This is a genomic window from Cupriavidus sp. 96C5-1, from assembly GCF_057798855.1.
This window is the reverse complement of the sequence record NZ_JBYOJU010000021.1, coordinates 133382-148305: the sequence shown is the minus strand read 5'-3', so window position 1 is coordinate 148305 and position 14924 is coordinate 133382. Positions and strand designations below refer to the sequence as shown.

Sequence of the window (14924 nt, the reverse complement as noted above, 5' to 3'; positions counted from 1 at the left end):
CTGCCTGCACCTGGTGTCGGGGCACGAGGTGCGCGGCTCGTTTCCGGTGGACGTGGCCTCCGGCCCCAACGTGGAGGAAGTGGTCTACCCCGGCGTGCATTCGGACGTCGGCGGCGGCTACCGGCCCGGGGAGCAAGGCCGCGGCGTCGACGATAACGCCAAGCTGTCGCAGATCCCCTTGTGCCATATGTACCGCGCCGCCCTGGTGGCCGGCGTGCCGCTGATGGACCTGGCGAAGGCGCCGGCCCAGCTGCGCAACGCCTTCGCGGTGGACGCAAACCTGATCGCGCGCTTCAACGCCTACCTCGTGCAGGTGCGCGGCAAGGCCAGCCCCGGCAAGGACACCACCCAAACCTTGATTCAGTGCCACTACCGGCTCTTTGTGCACTGGCGGCGCTTTCGCCTGGGCCAGCAAGCGCAGCTGCCCGAGGTTCAAAAAAGCACCCCGCAAGACCGGGCCGACCTTGTGTGCGCCGACGAAGAACTACAGGAAGAATGGACGCGGCTGCAACAGGCGGACACTTGGGTCCGCACGCGCAACAGCGCATGGCTCAAGGATGGTTACCTCGGGATGTTGCTGGAACTGGGGATCCTGCACCTCGACCTCTTCGTCCGGACGACCAGCCAGTTGCTGGGTTCCACGGCCGGCTACACCGTGCGGCTTGTTGGCTTCGACGACCTGCCGGGCGGGCCGGTGGCAAGCATCAACCCCTCGATAAGCGGCCTACAGGCCGTGCTGCTGTACGACACCCTCAAGCGCGCAGCGGAGGCCAAGTGGACGCAATGGAAGGCGATCGAGAACGACTGGAACGATAAGTCGCATCCCCATGCCGCGGTGTGTGCGTTGTTCGAGCAGGATATGCACGACTCGCGCGCGTGGTTCAAGCCGCTGGGCGACGATGACGATGTGTGGGTTCTCAAGCAGCGTGAGCAAATGAGTGAACTGCTGGAACGGGAGCGACAGGACGCCTTGATACCCCTACGGCAGGTCGGGCCGGCCGGTCGGGTGGTCGCGGCGATGCCGCCGCTGAGTTCCAAAGACCGCGAGACCCTGGCCGCTTACCGCCGCCGCCACGGCGGCAACACGCCGCCCCCGGACAAGGTGCCCGACGACGCCTGGCCCACGCAGAACAAAGGCCGTGAGCTCTATGAGCTATGGGGCTACCTGCGCTGGCGCACGGTCTATCAAGACCACCTGCCGGACTATCGCGCCCGGTATCCCCAACACGCCCGGGCCGACCGCGGCGCGTTGCTGGCCAGCAAGGGCAAGCTGAAACGCGAGGCGGAACAACTGGATGAGGCCATCAAGAAGCTCGATAAGGAGATGCAAAAGGCGACCCGCATAGGCCCGAGCGGCCCGTTTGGCGGTGGCGGCGGCTCGTATCCGACAGCGGATCAAGCCAACCGACGAAACGGTCTCTACGCACGACAGCAGGAAGTCGAAGCCGAGCTGACGGCGATTCACGACTTCCTGAGCGAGATTAGCCCGGCGAGCTGGTGGGAAAAGGCGTTGGATGCGGTGATGCCCGGTTGATCGTTCGAAGGGGGATGCCGTCATCGCGACGGCGATCATGAACGGGATCAGGTTCGCTTTCTGACGCGGTAGCCGATCGGGAGGTGAACCTGGCCCTGTTCTCTTTTGGGCGATCAATTGACTTGATGATCGTAGCGGAAAACTCATCCGACGCGCGTTCCACGTCGACGGTGTAGCCAGCATTGCAGGTAGGTCCTGCATTGATCTGGACTACTTCCAAATGACTCCAAGGCACTGGCGGAATGCGGCGACGGCTTCGCCACGGAGGTCCCTGCCATTTCCAGCCCTTCGCGCAGGGTGCGCGCGAGACTCTGGGTGAGCAGGTCACCGTGCAGATCGCCAAGCGCAGTGAGTTGCATATCTTCAAGGTGATGCCCAAGCGTTGGATTGTGGAGCGCAGCTTCGCCTGGTTGGACAAGAATAGAAGGCTATGGAAGAACTGCGAGCGCTGATTCAATACCAGCTTGCAGTTCATTCACTTGGCATTCCTGGTGCTTCTACTAAAAGACTTTGAACACGTTCTTAGGAGTCAGGTGTTTCTGCAATATATCCGCACGGTTAGCAGATGTAACGCCGGCATGCCCCCCCGGTCAGCGGGCCGGACGCGGCGGCGGCGGCGCATCCGCGCCCGGTGCCGCCTGAGGCTGCGCTTGCTTTTTGTGGTGGTGGTGCTTGTGCTTATGCTTCTTGTGCCGGGCTGGCTGCGGCGGCAGCGGCGTCTGCGTGGCGCGCTCGCCTTGCGGCGCTTGCGGCTGCGGCGGCGGCAATTGCGCGTGGGCGATTCCGCCAACGGCAAGGGCGGCGGCCAGTGCGGCCACGTTCAGGCTCAGCATGCGTACCTTCATCGCGCTTCCTTGTGTGTAATATTCGGTCACCATTATCGGCAAAGCGATATCGGCAAAACTGTGGCAGCCGTAGTGTAGGACAAAGACAGCTTCGTGCAACGGCCTCGCCAAGTCAGTCGCTGCCCCGGTCGCGCACCGCTGGCGCCAGCCTGCCGGTGGCAGGCGCATTCCCTGCCCGGTTCTCATGCTGCCGCCCCAGCCACCATCCCAGCCAGGCCCAGGCCAGAGCCAGCGCTGCCCCGGCCAGGGCAACCACGGCGGGATGCCCGGAGAACGCATCGATGGCAGTCTTGATCCAGGCGCTGACGGCGTCGCCGGCGCGATAGACCGCAGTGTCGATCACGTTCTTCGCCTTGTATTTGGTTTCCGCATCCACCACCGTGAACAGCATTTCGCGCCCAGGACGCAGCAAGGCGTATTCGCCTACCCGGCGCAGGACCATCACGCCGGCCAGCACGCCGAAGGCGGGCCACAGCGCCAGCACCAGGAAGCCCCCAGCCACCATCAGCGGTACTACGCCGAGCAGGGAGGTCACGCCGTAGCGCCGGGCGATGCGGCCGGAGAAAAACACCTGCACGAGGATGGTCAGCGCTTGCACGATGGCATCGATGGCGCTGAACACCTGGGTTTGCTGGGTGCGGTGGGGAAAGGTCTGCGCCACCAGCCGGGCCTGCTCGAAGTAGAGGAAGGTGCTGGCGGTAGCCAGCAGGATCACGAACAGGCTGATGCCCAGCAGATAGCGCGAGCGTGCCACCAGCGTCAGGCCCGCCCACAGTCCGCCACCGATGGGGCGGGCCGGGTCTTGCGCCGGTACCGGGTCGTCCGCCTTCGGCACGCCCGCGCCGGCGCGCCTGCGCCAGCCGAACAGGTAGCCCACGCCGGGCAGGGTGGCGGCCAGCAGCGCGGCCGACAGCAGCATCAGCCCGGTCAGCCCGATGCGCGTCACCAGCCATCCGCCCAGCAAGGGCCCCGCCAGGCCGCCCGCGCTGGCGCCCGCGGCCAGCAGGCCGAACAGCCGCCGTGCCTGGCCGGGCCGGAATACATCCGCCATCAGGCTCCATGCCACCGACACCACGAACAGATTGAACACCGACAGCCAGACGTAGAACACCCTCGCCAGCCAGAGGCTGTCGGGCGCAGCGCGCGTGGCCAGCGCGAAGGCCACGAGGTTGGCGATAAAGAAGGCATAGACCCACGGCACGAAACGCCGGCGCGGCACACGGGCGCTGCACAGGCCATAGAAGGGTATGGCCACCAGCATCACCACGAAGGTGGCGGTAAACAGCCACTGCAGGTTCTGCACACCACCCGCGATGCCCATGGTTTCCCGCACCGGGCGCAGCATGAAATAGCTGGCGAACAGGCAGAAGAAGAACAGGAAGCCGGCAGCCAGCGCGCCGCCTTCCCCAGGCTGGATGCCGAGGCCTTGCCGCGCCGCTTGCGAGGTGCCGTCCATGGCATGCCCTCAGGCCAGCAGCGCGGCAATGCGCTCGCGCTGCCGGGCATCCGGCATGCGGCCGAAGCCGGCGCCCAGGTTGTCCTGCATGTTCCTTGGCTTGGCGGTAGCCGGGATGGCGGTCGTCACGGCCCCATGGCCGACGATGAATTTGAGGAAGATCTGGGCCCAGGAGGCGCAATCGATCTCGCCGGCCCAGTTGGGCAGCGGCCGGTCCTTGACCGCGCGGAACAGGCGTCCGTCCTGGAATGGGCGATTGACCAGCACCGCCACGCCGCGCTCCTGGCATAGCGGCAGCAGCGCGCGTTCGGCATTGCGCTCGGCCACCGAGTAGTTCAGCTGGACAAAATCCAGGCGTTCGCCGCGCACGATCTGCGCCAGTGCCTCGTGCGCGTCCTCGCGGTAGTGGGTGATGCCGATATAGCGCGTCTTGCCCTGTTCCTTGAGCTGGCGCGCAAAGCGCAGGTTGCCGCGCCAGTCGATCAGGTTGTGTACCTGCAGCAAATCGACGGTATCGCTGCGCAGGGCACGCAGCGACTGCGCCCACTGCGCCTGCGCCGCGCTGCCGGCGGAGGCCGAGATCTTGGTGGCCAGGAACACCTTGCCGCGGGCGTGGGCCTGTTGCAGCAGGTCGCCGGTGACGGTTTCCGCGCTGCCGTAGCTGGGCGCCGTGTCGATCACCGCGCCGGGCGTTTGCAGCAGCAGGGCCAGTACCTCGGCCAGCGGCGCGCGTTCGACAGGTTCCGGGCCGACATCGAAGGTGTTGGCCGTACCCAGGCCGATCACCGGCAGCGTGTCCCGGCTGCCGGGGAGCGGGCGGCGCCAGGGGGCTGGAGCAGGTACCGCGACCAGGGAGCCGGCGGGCCAGGCGGCGCAGGCCAGGCCCAGCGCGGCGGCCAGGCGGGCACTGCGGCCAATGATGCGGCGTCGATCGGGTGACATGGCGATCTCCTTGCTTGCGGGCGCGGATGATAGCGCTACGGTGGCGACGGCGGTGGCCGGGCTGCGGCATATCGTCACTGGACGCGCACACCCGGCTCGGCTGGTCTAAGCTCACGGGCGTCGTGCCAGCCATCTTCTCACAGATAAGAATCCCGCCGCCATGGTCGCTCTCGTCATTGCCTGCATCTATCTGCTGCTTGCCTGCATCCACGTTTATTGGGTGCTGGGCGGCGAACTGGGCAAGGACGCGGCGATCCCGCGCGTCCCGCGTTCCCCCGAGGCTGCGCGCGGGCCGGCCGGGCCAGACATGGTTCCGGCCTTCACGCCCTCGCGGGGCGGCACGCTGCTGGTGGCGGCAGCGCTGGCGGCCGTCGCCGGCATGGTTTGGGCACGCGCCGGCCTGGCCTCGGCGCCGTACACCGGGCAAGCGTTGCAATGGGCCATTGGCGTGGTTGCGGTGCTGATGCTGGCCAGGGCGGTTGGCGATTTCCGGCTGGTCGGGTTCTTCAAGCGCATCACCGGCTCGCCGTTCGCCCGGCTGGATACGCGGGTGTACTCGCCGCTCTGCCTGGCGCTGGGCGCCGGCCTGGCCTACGTGGCGATTGCCGCGCCCTGATCGTTGCATTCGTGCCGGCGTGCTGGAGCAGGGCACGGTCGACCTTCGGCAGGCGATAGCCCATGCGCTCATGGTTAACCCGGTCCCTCTGTTGCTCAACGAACCAATGGAAGGTTTGGCGCCTATTATTGTTCAGGAATTGCAGCGCGTGATCCGCAGGCTCATGGACGAGGGCGGCATGGCGGAATCGTCGTGGAGCAGCGCGCGCATCCGGCACTGGACATGACCCGTCGCGCAATGGTGCCCGCTCCGGCCAGGGGGGCACGAGTCGAACAGTGCGGAGCTGCTGGCGGACGACGGTGGGCTGGTCAGGTTGCTGGCCGTCGCCTGAGCCAGGTTCCGGCGTGGCCAGCCCGGGCCAGGCGATGGCCGGGGATCGCCAGCGATCGATTCCAGGCGTGCGCCGCGCCGGCGATAGCGCGGCGATCGTTTATCAGGCTGGGCTTACTTGCTGACGGGCAGTTGCGGGGGACTATGGAAACCCATGAGCAAAAACGGCTGGTCAATGCCTATATCAGGCGTTACAGCCGCTACGACCCGGCCATCGGCCGGCACGAAGTGCGCTCGTTCTGGGTCTGGCAGGCCTGCGACTGGCTCTGCGTCAACGATCCCGAGGGTTTATGGCAACTGGTGCTGGAGATACTGGAGCGCACCGATAGCCCCAGGGTGCTCGCCGCCCTGGCAGCCGGCGAGCTGGAAGACCTGATTGAATACCACGGCCCGGCGTTTATCGAACGCATCGAGCAACAGGCCGGGCGCGACTCGCGTTTCCGGCGCCTGCTCTGCGGCGTCTGGCGCAGTTCCACGCCGCAGGTGTGGGCGCGGGTACTGGCGGCCAGCGACAGCAATTTCAATGAAGTGCCGCAGCGCGCAATGTGGATTTGCTACAGCCTGCCGGCATCGGAGGCGGCGAAGGGACAACTGCCGGCCGCTGCCGCAGGCACCGGCGCCGCATTGCCAGAGGTGGCTCAGAAGATGGCGGCCCGTATCGCGCGGCCCCCATCCCAGGCGAGCCAGGCCCCGCAGATGCCCGGAAGCCAGCCGGAGCCGCCCCCTCGCCGGCGCGGCAGAGGGGGGCCACGCCGCTCGCCCGAGCCTACTCGCCTGGATCCTTGAAATTGTCGAATTTGTCGAATTCCACGTTGTAGAGTTCGCCGCCGGTTTTCTCCATGCGTACCGCCAGCGCCTGCGCCAGCCGCTTGACCACGCCGGGCGCGAGGCCGGTGGTGTCCTTGCTGAAGATCTGCACCTTGTGGCCCGCCACGGTGCCGCCGTTGGGTATCTGGAACGCCTTGGGTGGGGAGGGCGGCTCGCCCGAGCGTGCGATCGGGAGAAGCGGCATGTCGACCGCACGCAGTAGAATCGCGTTTCCGCCGCCATGCTCGCACCGACCGCAATGCTTCCCCTGGTATTCCTGCCTGCCATGCCCTGCGACGCGCGTTTGTATCAAGCGCAAATCGACGCGCTGTCGGACATGGTCGACCCCATGGCCGCAGTGCTTGCCGAGGCATCGTTCGCGGCGAGCGCCGAACGCCTGCTATCCCAGGTTCGCGGCCGATTCCTGCTTGCCGGCACCGCCTACGGCGGATGCCTCGCGATGGAAATCTGCGCGAAAGCGCCAGACCGCGTGGCCGGCCTCTGGCTGATGAACTGCAACCCCGGCGCGCACCCGGATCCGGCTGGCGTGCGCCTGACCAGCGCAAGAATCCGGCAGGGCGAGCACAACGTGGTGATACGGGAGTTCGCGGAGAAGGCGATTCCGCCGGAGGACCAGGCTTCCCGGGCGATGTTCACCAGGATGGCGCGGGACGTTGGCCAGGAAATCTTCGCACGGCAATCGGACGCGGCGCTGACCAGGCGCGATCACTGGGGCACAATGGCTTCGGCGGCGGTGCCCACGCTCCTGATATGGGGGGCGGCCGACACCTTCGTTCCAATCGAGGTCGGGCAGCGGCTGGCGCGAATCCTGCCGGACGTCCGCTTCGAAGCGCTTGCCGGATGCGGCCATTTTCCGTCGATGGAGCGCCCGGAGGCTACCACGGTCATCGCCCGCGGGTGGCTTTCGGATCGACGATTCCGCTGACAATCAGTACAGCCAATCCACATCTCCAATCCATATCGCCAATCGGCATCGCTTGGCCGACACAGGAAATATGAAAGTACTAGCGTTATCCGGAAGCCTGCGCGCTGCCTCCATCAATTCCGCGTTGCTGCGTGCGGCCGCAAGGCTGGCGCCACCGGAGGTATCTGTTACCGTATTCACCGGCCTTGGGGATTTGCCGTTGTTCAACCCGGACCTTGATGCCAGCTATCCAGAGCCTGTCGCCAGCCTTTTCTTCCAGGTGGCCCAGGCCGATGCACTGCTTATCGCTAGCCCGGAATATGCGCACGGCGTCACGGGGACCATCAAGAATACGCTCGACTGGCTGGTTGGCTTCGAGCCTTTCGCCAACAAGCCGGTTGCCGTACTCAACGCCTCCCCTCGTGCCTATCATGCCGACGCGGCGCTGCGCGAGACCCTGAGGACCATGGCCGCGGTGCTGATCGAGCCGGCATCCGTCACCTTGCCGCTTCTGGGTGCAAAGCTTGACGAAGACGGCATGGTGTCGAGCCCGGGCGTCGCCGCGGCGATCCGGGAGGCGCTGGCGGCGCTATACGATGCGGTCGTGCTTCACAAGCTGGCGTCGAATGCGTCGTTTCCCATCCGGTGAATGACCAGCGGGAGGCGCGCTCGACCCGATGCCCGATGCCCGATGCCCGATGGCGGTCTCCGGCGCTATTCTTCGCCGGCCTTGTATTGCTGCTCGAGACGGTCGAACAGCGCCTTGTCCACCAGGCGCTGGCGTTCGCTGAACGATGCGACCAGCGACGGATCCTCGTCCAGCCGCCCGCTGTCGCGCAGCACGGCCAGCGCCTGCTGCATGCCATGTACTGCGCCCTGCAGTGCCGCGTTCGCGTACAGCACGATGCCGTAGCCCAATCTGCCGAGCTCGTCGCGCGGCAGGGTCGGCGTTTTACCGCCGATCACGACATTGATCAGTTGCGGCGTATCGAATAGCGCGGGCAGGCGCTGGATATCGGCGAGCGACTCGGTTGCCTCGATGAAGAGCACATCGGCGCCTGCCTCGACGAAGCGATGGCCGCGCTCGATCGCGGCTTCGATGCCGTACCCGGCACAGGCGTCGGTGCGACCCACGATCAACAGGTTGCTGTCTTCCCGCGCATCGACCGCCGCGTGAAGCTTGCCGATCATCTCGCTGGTCGAAATCACTGCCTTTCCGGCAAAGTGGCCGCATTTCTTTGGCAGCACCTGATCCTCGATCTGGATGGCGTCCGCGCCTGCACGCTCGAGCGTGCGCACCGCGTGGCGTACGTTCAGCGCGTTGCCGAAGCCCGTATCCGCGTCCACGATCAACGGCAAATCGACGGCGTCGCGCACGCGCGCCGTATGCTCGGCAATATCTTGCAAGCCGATAAAGGCCAGGTCGGGCAGGCCGAACGACATATTGGTCACGCCGGCCCCCGTCAGGTAGAGCGCCTCGAAGCCGGCGTCGGCGATGATGCGGGCGCTTAGCGCATTGAACGCGCCAGGCACCAGCAGGCCCCTGCGCTCGTCGATCTTGCGGCGGAACGCCGCGCGGCGGATGGCTGAATGAGATGACATGGCAATTTGCCCCCGGACTCTGAATTAAGGAAATGCTCTTTCAGCACAATCCGTGCCAGTGGCCAGGTTCTTCATATTCCAAGATAAATCAATAGCTTATGCCGGTTTATCGACGATTGATCCATGCGACAATGTTTCATTATTTTTTTGAAACGTTTCGAGAAACGTTTCATGGTCCAGATGGAGGATGCCTTTCGTGCAGACGCTTTCCCAATTCACTTCCGTTTCGAGGCACGACGCGCATCGGCCCGGCATCGCCCTGGTCAGCATCAGCCGCCTGCAAGCCTTGTGCGAAACCGTGGCGCCGCGCTATGGCGACCGTGCGAAGATCCTTGCGGTGCGGGAAGGGTACGGCGCCGCGGTCGCCGCCCTGCAGGCATACGTCGACGCGGGCACCGTGGATGTCGTGCTCGCTGCGGGCTCGAACGGCGCCTATCTGCGCGATCACCTGAGCGTGCCGGTAGTGATGGTCAAGGTGAACGGCTTCGACGTGCTCAGCGCGATCGCGCAAGCCGCTTCGGCCTGGCCGGGAGAACGGATCGGGCTCATCCTGCATGAGACGGCTTCGCAGGAACTCGACGACTTGAGAGCCTGGCTGAAGGTGGATCTCCTCCAGCGCGCCTACCGCTCGATCGACGAGGTGCGGAGAGCAGTCGAATCGCTTGCCGGAGAGGGTTGCACGGTCATCATCGGACCGGGCATGGCGTGCGACTTTGCGCAGCAGGCGGGCCTCGGAAGCGTGTTCCTGTACTCCCTCGGGGCGGTAGAGGAGGCCTTCGAACGCTCCATCGAGCTGGCAAGGGTCAGCCGGCACAAGGAGTCGAAGCGCGTGCGCCTGAACACCATCGTGGCGCATCTGCGCGATGGCGTGGCCGCGTTCGACGACGCCGGACAGCTCGAGGCCGTCAATCCCGCCATGGTCGGCCTGCTGGGCCTGGCGGGCGACAAGGATATCCCGAGCCAGCTGACGGCAGCGGTGGGGCCCTTTCTGCGCGAATCCATCAGCACCGAAGGCCCGCTCGAAGAACGGATCGCGCGCATCGGCGGGCGCGCGCTGATCGTGGCCTGCCTGCCCATCGTCGAACATGGCCTGCGCACCGGCTCGGTGGTGACGGTGCAGGACGCGCAGGCCGCGCAGCGGATCGACCGGTCGTTACGGACCACCCAGCGTCCGACGCACCTGGTCGCGCGGCACGGCCTGGATGACCTGACGGGCAGCTCTGCAGCGCTGGAGAGGGTGCGGCGCCTCGCGCGTGCCGGCGCGGCGCACGACGCGACCATACTGCTGACGGGCGAGAGCGGGACCGGCAAGGAACTAGTCGCGCAGGGCATCCACAATGCGAGCGGGCGCCGCGGCAACCCCTTCGTCGCCTTCAATTGCGCGGCCTTGCCGGAAGGCTTGATCGAGAGCGAATTGTTCGGGCATGAGGAGGGCGCGTTCACGGGCGCGCGGCGCGGGGGCAGGCCAGGCTTGTTCGAGACCGCCCACACCGGGACGATTTTCCTCGATGAAATCGGCGAGATGCCTGCGGCCCTGCAAAGCCGGCTGTTGCGTGTATTGCAGGAGCGCGAGGTGATGAAGCTCGGCTCGGGACGCGCCACGCCGGTCGATGTCCGTGTCATCGCGGCTACGCACCGGGACCTGCACGGGCTGGTGGCAAAAGGCCAGTTTCGCGCAGACCTCTACTTCCGGCTGAACCTGCTGCAGATCGAACTTCCGGCACTGCGCGAACGGCGCGGGGACATCCCCGAACTGGCGCATCGCCTGGCAAAGCGAAGCATCGCGCAATATGGCCTGCCGGACCAAATCACGGCACGCGTGCTGGAACTGCTGGCACCACTGTTCCACGGCTATGCATGGCCGGGCAACGTGCGCGAACTGGAGAACCTGCTGACCCGCGCGGCGATCTACCTTGGTGATCCGCAGGCCGGGTCCGTGCAGGAGATTCGCGCGGTCTTTCCGGAGTTCGAGCGAATGCGTCACCAGCCGCCGACAGGCGGCAATGATGCGCAGCGGCCAGCGCCGACACGGGCCGACGTACTGCGCGCGCTCGAACAAGCCGGCGGCAACCGCGCCGAGGCCAGCAGGCAACTGGGGATCGGACGCACCACGCTGTGGCGGATGCTGAAAACGGGAGGGTAGGCCCGGCTTGCCGAGGGTGTCCTGCGGAGACGCCACCGCGTCCATTTGCACCGGTGCGGCGCAACTCCGGCTACCATGTGCACTCGCCGCGCATGGCCGCCTATGTCCGCCACCAACCGAATATCCGCTATGTCCGTATTTCCCACGCCCGCAGAACTGTGCCGGGTCCTTCCGTTTGCCACATCCGCCAGGCCGTGGCGGCTCGTGCGCTATGCGTGCACCGACTGGCTTGTCATCGCGCTGTGCTGGACGGCGATGGCACTGATCCGCGATCCGGTCGTGTATGTCGCGGGCGTGCTGCTGATCGCGGGACGCCTGCAGGCGCTCGGCGTGATCCTGCACGATGCCTGCCACCTGCCGTCGCGCCGCAGGACCATGCCGCTTGCCATCGTCGAAGTGCTGGCCGGCTGGCCGATCGGTTCGACGATCGCCGCGATGCGCTATCACCATCTGCGCCATCACCGCGCGGTCTGCACGCCTGAAGACCCGTACCTGCACCGCCTTGCCGCGCGCGGCGGCTGGATCAAGCGCGCGATGATGCTGCGCGGGGCCCTGTTGCCCATCTGGTGGCCATTGCGCGCGCTGACCGCGCCGCTCGCGCTGGCCTGGCCGGCGTTTCGTCCATGGTATGCGCGTGGCTTCCTGCAGGAGCGCGCTAAACGCGACCTGCGTCATCATCCCGAGATCATTGCGTGCGCGCGCAACGATCTGCCGCATTGCGCGGCTTATCTGTTCGCGATTGCGGTCGTGGTGTACTGGCAGCTGCCGTTTTTCGCGTATTACGGGCTGCCGTGGATCCTGGGCGGCATCATGAATGCGAATCGCGTGCTGATCGAGCATGATCACGTGGTGAGCGGCGAGCGCTCCCAGGAAGGGGTATGGGCGATGACCCATACCTGGCATTTCGGGTGGCTGGGGAAACTGGTCCTGTTTCCGCGCAACATCGGCTTTCATCAGGTCCATCACGTGTACCCGGCGCTCGCACTTGAGCATCTGCCTGCGGTGCATCGGCATCTGGTCAGCCGTCTCCACGCATCCAGGCCGGGAGGCTGAGACTCGGGCAAGGTCCCCAAGCCGCTCTATTGCAGCGACAGCTTCTTCCTGCTCGGGACGATACTGCCGGTCGCCATAGTCGCACTGCGGGTGGTTGACCGAGTGGTGCCCGAAGGCGGCAAATGACATCCCGCGCTGGCCACTTCTCCGCAAAGAGAGTCGCCATGCCTAAAACTCTAGTCCTAGCTGCCAACGTGTCGATACGCACCCAGCAAGCGTCGCTGGAGGCGGCTGGGTGCGCAAGCCATGTGACTACCGCGACGCAGCGTAGCTAGCGGTCGAGAGTTGCCTGCTGCAAAACCGGGCCAAAGTCCTGGAAACCAGGCTGTAACTGGCGCTTGCATTGGGCGGCAGTTGGAACGACGAAAAAAAAACAGAAATCCTTGAATCCTTTGCGGTGCTGGCCGCCTCCTACCCTATAGGAACGCTGTCCTTCAACCACAAGAGAGGTTATATGTTTTTTCAGAAGAATCTTCCAAAATGGGAGCGCGCACTGCGCTTGTGCATCGGCTTGGTTATCGTAATCGCCTCCTTCGTCATGCCGATAGAACCTGCCTTCAAATGGGTGGCGGTGGCCGCTGGCGTTGTGTTTGCCTGCACCGGCTTTATCGGCTTCTGCCCGATGTGCGCCATGTTCGGCCGCAAGCTGAAACGGTCCGACTGATCATGGGACTCGATGCTCAGTTGGTGGAAGCTGCCTTTCAGGGTGACGCCCGCGCGCTCGATCAGTTGCTCATCGCCATGCAGCCGGACCTCAGGCGCTTCGCCCGCCGCACCTGCGCCACCAGTGAAGACGCTGAGGACGCGGTTCAGGTCGCACTGTGGAAGCTGCACAGCAAGATCCACACGCTGCAAAAGCTGTCGGCACTGGCAGCCTGGATGTTTCGCATCGTCGAGCGTGAGTGTTTTCGGCTGTTTTCGGCCTTTAAAAGGACCGTGCCACTATCGGAAGCGCTTGAGGAAACGTTGTACCAAGTGCCGGTGCCGCATCAGTTGCGTCATGATCTGGTGGTGGCGATTGCTGCGTTGCCGGCGCATTACAGGGAAATCCTGATCTTGCGCGATATCGAAGAACTGTCCGCGCCGGACACCGCGACGCACCTCAATATCTCCGTGGCCGCGGTCAAAAGCCGCTTGCATCGCGCCCGCAGTCTGATGCGCGACCAACTCATGGCTGGCAGCTATTGGGCCGGCGATGCGTGATGCCGGTGCGGCGGCGTCCATCCTGCCCTCATTCATAGGAAGGGAAAGCTATGTTCTGCAGTCGATCCATCGGTGCTCACCTGCTCAAGGGCCTGGGCGCTTTCGTGCTGATTGGCCTGGCGCTGTATTTGAGCGCGTACCAACAAGCCTATGTCTTTGTTGCTCCCGTGCTGTTTATCGGCGCATTCCTGCTGTTTCGGGGTTGCCCGATGTGTTGGTTGGTGGGGTTGTTCGAAACCGTCGCCAACCGTAAAGCTCGCAATCTGGATGCGAAGTTCCCGGCTGAAAATTGAGCGGAGAAGGTATTGGGCAAGCGTCCAGTTCCGTTTCTTGACTCTTGCCCTCTAAAGCTCGAAACGCATCAGCTTCTCGCCGCGCTCCGCTTCGGGCAGTGCTTCTCCTTGCCGGATGGCGGCCAGCAAGCGCTCGATTCCCACATGCACCACGTCGGCGCGCACGTTGTGTGGCTTGAAGCCAGGCGCGTTGTCGAGTCCTTGCCGGTGTGCCCGCATGATCCGCACATCCTGCTGGATCACTACGTGCGTGTAGAGATGGAGAAGTGGCCGCAGCGCGCGCAGCAGCCAGCGCGGTAGCGCGAAGCGGTACGCGATGTAGGTATAGACACGCGAGCGCCGCGCGTCGATCGGCGTGATCTGGCTGACGATCAGAAAGCCTGACTGGCTGCCCCAGAGATAGTCGCAGCGAGTGACATTGGGCGCAAAGAAGCGGTCGGTATGGACCAGCGGCTCGCGGCGCGGGTTGGTGAGCCAGTCCATCATGCCGATCTTGTCGTGTTCGTCGTGATAGGTGACCTCGACGCTTTCCGCCTTCAATGCCACCGTTGCTTCCATCGCGCTGCCACGGCTCGAGCGGAAGATGCCGTCGTGCACGAAGACCGTATGCGGCACGTCCATGAAGTTCTGCGCCAGCATGCCGATGTCGCCATCGAAACTGTTCACCATGAAATACGATTGCCACTGCTCGTCCGCATGGAACGGCATGCGGAATGCCTGCCTTGCGGATGCGTCGCCGGTACCGGGATACACCCAGATCAAGCCATCCTGCTCGCGCACGGAGAGCTGCCTCTGGCGGAACGGATAGTCGGCCGGCGTGGGCCCGGGCCGCACGCCGTCGATGGTGGGGATATGCACGACACGGCCCTGCGCATCGTAGCGCCAGCCATGATATGGGCATACGAGGCAATCGTCCGCAAGCTTGCCGGCGGACAGGCGCGTGCCGCGATGCACGCACTGGTCGATGAGCGCGGTTACGTCGCCGTTGCGCTGACGAAACAGGACAATGCCAAGGCCGAGGATCTTCACACCGAGCGGCTTGTTCGGCCGCAACTCGCTTTTCGTGCAGGCGACGAACCATTGCTCGTGCAACCCGTCGCGGGGTTCTTCAGCGGCAGCGGCGGCGGGCCGGCAGGCGGCCATATGGTCCGTTTCGCGGCCTGGATTCGACATGA

The 14924-nt window shown here is 65.1% G+C and carries 15 protein-coding genes and 3 pseudogenes; 12 read left to right on the top strand and 6 right to left on the bottom strand.

Going from position 1 to position 14924, the window contains the following annotated elements; all coding sequences use genetic code 11:
* Together AC3FOF_RS22600 and AC3FOF_RS22595 are read left to right on the top strand one after the other, a co-directional pair.
* Positions 1 to 1534, top strand: a pseudogene (locus AC3FOF_RS22600) (hypothetical protein); the annotation flags it as partial.
* Positions 1535 to 1818: 284 nt separating this feature from the next.
* A pseudogene (locus tag AC3FOF_RS22595) lies at positions 1819 to 1983 on the top strand (IS5/IS1182 family transposase); the annotation flags it as partial.
* Positions 1984 to 2124: 141 nt separating this feature from the next.
* On the opposite strand, the gene AC3FOF_RS22590 reads toward AC3FOF_RS22595, so the two are convergent.
* Genes AC3FOF_RS22590 through AC3FOF_RS22580 form a run of 3 tightly spaced genes read right to left on the bottom strand, consistent with a single transcriptional unit; the run spans position 2125 to position 4777 of the window.
* The gene (locus AC3FOF_RS22590) at positions 2125 to 2478 is read right to left on the bottom strand and encodes a hypothetical protein (protein ID WP_488727842.1); all 354 of its coding nucleotides are present in this window, start codon (positions 2476 to 2478) and stop codon (positions 2125 to 2127) included.
* 13 nt (positions 2479 to 2491) lie between these two features.
* A complete protein-coding gene (locus AC3FOF_RS22585; protein WP_488727841.1) occupies positions 2492 to 3835 on the bottom strand; it encodes an NTP/NDP exchange transporter in 1344 nt (447 codons plus the stop codon).
* Positions 3836 to 3844: 9 nt separating this feature from the next.
* On the bottom strand, positions 3845 to 4777 hold the full coding sequence (locus AC3FOF_RS22580) for an aldo/keto reductase (protein ID WP_488727840.1): 933 nt from the start codon (positions 4775 to 4777) through the stop codon (positions 3845 to 3847).
* A 160-nt stretch (positions 4778 to 4937) separates the two neighbouring features.
* Between AC3FOF_RS22580 and AC3FOF_RS22575 the strand changes: the two genes are divergently transcribed.
* The 3 genes and pseudogenes from AC3FOF_RS22575 to AC3FOF_RS22565 all read left to right on the top strand — a co-directional run bounded on the left by AC3FOF_RS22575 (position 4938) and on the right by AC3FOF_RS22565 (position 6509).
* Positions 4938 to 5393 carry a DUF3995 domain-containing protein gene (locus AC3FOF_RS22575; RefSeq protein ID WP_276265176.1) on the top strand — a complete coding sequence of 152 codons (456 nt, stop codon included), beginning with the start codon at positions 4938 to 4940 and terminating at the stop codon, positions 5391 to 5393.
* A 52-nt stretch (positions 5394 to 5445) separates the two neighbouring features.
* A pseudogene (locus tag AC3FOF_RS22570) lies at positions 5446 to 5724 on the top strand (P-loop NTPase family protein); the annotation flags it as partial.
* A 143-nt stretch (positions 5725 to 5867) separates the two neighbouring features.
* Positions 5868 to 6509 carry a DUF6869 domain-containing protein gene (locus AC3FOF_RS22565; RefSeq protein ID WP_488727839.1) on the top strand — a complete coding sequence of 214 codons (642 nt, stop codon included), beginning with the start codon at positions 5868 to 5870 and terminating at the stop codon, positions 6507 to 6509.
* Here AC3FOF_RS22565 and AC3FOF_RS22560 read toward each other — a convergent pair.
* Positions 6490 to 6735 (bottom strand): hypothetical protein, encoded by a 246-nt coding sequence (locus AC3FOF_RS22560; RefSeq protein ID WP_488727838.1) that lies wholly within the window; start codon positions 6733 to 6735, stop codon positions 6490 to 6492. The two genes, AC3FOF_RS22565 and AC3FOF_RS22560, sit on opposite strands and share 20 nt — an antisense overlap.
* Before the next feature lie 54 nt (positions 6736 to 6789).
* Here AC3FOF_RS22560 and AC3FOF_RS22555 point away from each other — a divergent pair, with 54 nt between their 5' ends.
* Both AC3FOF_RS22555 and AC3FOF_RS22550 read left to right on the top strand, forming a co-directional pair.
* Positions 6790 to 7476, top strand: a complete 687-nt coding sequence (locus tag AC3FOF_RS22555) for an alpha/beta fold hydrolase (protein ID WP_488727837.1) — start codon at positions 6790 to 6792, stop codon at positions 7474 to 7476.
* A 70-nt stretch (positions 7477 to 7546) separates the two neighbouring features.
* Positions 7547 to 8104: an NADPH-dependent FMN reductase gene (locus tag AC3FOF_RS22550; protein ID WP_488727848.1), complete on the top strand. Its 558-nt coding sequence runs from the start codon at positions 7547 to 7549 to the stop codon at positions 8102 to 8104.
* 65 nt (positions 8105 to 8169) lie between these two features.
* On the opposite strand, the gene AC3FOF_RS22545 is transcribed toward AC3FOF_RS22550, so the two are convergent.
* Positions 8170 to 9057 (bottom strand): isocitrate lyase/PEP mutase family protein, encoded by an 888-nt coding sequence (locus tag AC3FOF_RS22545; RefSeq protein WP_488727836.1) that lies wholly within the window; start codon positions 9055 to 9057, stop codon positions 8170 to 8172.
* 187 nt (positions 9058 to 9244) lie between these two features.
* Between AC3FOF_RS22545 and prpR the strand changes: the two genes are divergently transcribed.
* The 5 genes from prpR (at position 9245) to AC3FOF_RS22520 (ending at position 13749) form a co-directional block, all read left to right on the top strand.
* Positions 9245 to 11200 carry a propionate catabolism operon regulatory protein PrpR gene (gene prpR, locus AC3FOF_RS22540; RefSeq protein WP_488727835.1) on the top strand — a complete coding sequence of 652 codons (1956 nt, stop codon included), beginning with the start codon at positions 9245 to 9247 and terminating at the stop codon, positions 11198 to 11200.
* 102 nt (positions 11201 to 11302) lie between these two features.
* Positions 11303 to 12253 (top strand): fatty acid desaturase, encoded by a 951-nt coding sequence (locus AC3FOF_RS22535; protein WP_488727834.1) that lies wholly within the window; start codon positions 11303 to 11305, stop codon positions 12251 to 12253.
* A gap of 343 nt (positions 12254 to 12596) precedes the next feature.
* Positions 12597 to 12917: a YgaP family membrane protein gene (locus AC3FOF_RS22530; RefSeq protein WP_488727833.1), complete on the top strand. Its 321-nt coding sequence runs from the start codon at positions 12597 to 12599 to the stop codon at positions 12915 to 12917.
* A gap of 2 nt (positions 12918 to 12919) precedes the next feature.
* On the top strand, positions 12920 to 13456 hold the full coding sequence (locus tag AC3FOF_RS22525; protein ID WP_488727832.1) for an RNA polymerase sigma factor: 537 nt from the start codon (positions 12920 to 12922) through the stop codon (positions 13454 to 13456).
* A gap of 50 nt (positions 13457 to 13506) precedes the next feature.
* Complete coding sequence (locus tag AC3FOF_RS22520; protein WP_488727831.1) at positions 13507 to 13749, top strand: hypothetical protein; 243 nt, start codon at positions 13507 to 13509, stop codon at positions 13747 to 13749.
* A 51-nt stretch (positions 13750 to 13800) separates the two neighbouring features.
* On the opposite strand, the gene AC3FOF_RS22515 is transcribed toward AC3FOF_RS22520, so the two are convergent.
* Positions 13801 to 14922 (bottom strand): Rieske 2Fe-2S domain-containing protein, encoded by a 1122-nt coding sequence (locus AC3FOF_RS22515; protein WP_488727830.1) that lies wholly within the window; start codon positions 14920 to 14922, stop codon positions 13801 to 13803.
* Positions 14923 to 14924 lie beyond the last annotated feature (2 nt).

Coding starts and splice junctions, on each gene's coding strand:
- AC3FOF_RS22585 (WP_488727841.1), bottom strand. CDS start 3,835: ATGGACGGCACCTCGCAAGCGGCGCGGCAAGGCCTCGGCATCCAGCCT.
- AC3FOF_RS22580 (WP_488727840.1), bottom strand. CDS start 4,777: ATGTCACCCGATCGACGCCGCATCATTGGCCGCAGTGCCCGCCTGGCC.
- AC3FOF_RS22575 (WP_276265176.1), top strand. CDS start 4,938: ATGGTCGCTCTCGTCATTGCCTGCATCTATCTGCTGCTTGCCTGCATC.
- AC3FOF_RS22565 (WP_488727839.1), top strand. CDS start 5,868: ATGGAAACCCATGAGCAAAAACGGCTGGTCAATGCCTATATCAGGCGT.
- AC3FOF_RS22560 (WP_488727838.1), bottom strand. CDS start 6,735: ATGCCGCTTCTCCCGATCGCACGCTCGGGCGAGCCGCCCTCCCCACCC.
- AC3FOF_RS22555 (WP_488727837.1), top strand. CDS start 6,790: ATGCTTCCCCTGGTATTCCTGCCTGCCATGCCCTGCGACGCGCGTTTG.
- AC3FOF_RS22550 (WP_488727848.1), top strand. CDS start 7,547: ATGAAAGTACTAGCGTTATCCGGAAGCCTGCGCGCTGCCTCCATCAAT.
- AC3FOF_RS22545 (WP_488727836.1), bottom strand. CDS start 9,057: ATGTCATCTCATTCAGCCATCCGCCGCGCGGCGTTCCGCCGCAAGATC.
- prpR (WP_488727835.1), top strand. CDS start 9,245: ATGCCTTTCGTGCAGACGCTTTCCCAATTCACTTCCGTTTCGAGGCAC.
- AC3FOF_RS22535 (WP_488727834.1), top strand. CDS start 11,303: ATGTCCGCCACCAACCGAATATCCGCTATGTCCGTATTTCCCACGCCC.
- AC3FOF_RS22525 (WP_488727832.1), top strand. CDS start 12,920: ATGGGACTCGATGCTCAGTTGGTGGAAGCTGCCTTTCAGGGTGACGCC.
- AC3FOF_RS22520 (WP_488727831.1), top strand. CDS start 13,507: ATGTTCTGCAGTCGATCCATCGGTGCTCACCTGCTCAAGGGCCTGGGC.
- AC3FOF_RS22515 (WP_488727830.1), bottom strand. CDS start 14,922: ATGTCGAATCCAGGCCGCGAAACGGACCATATGGCCGCCTGCCGGCCC.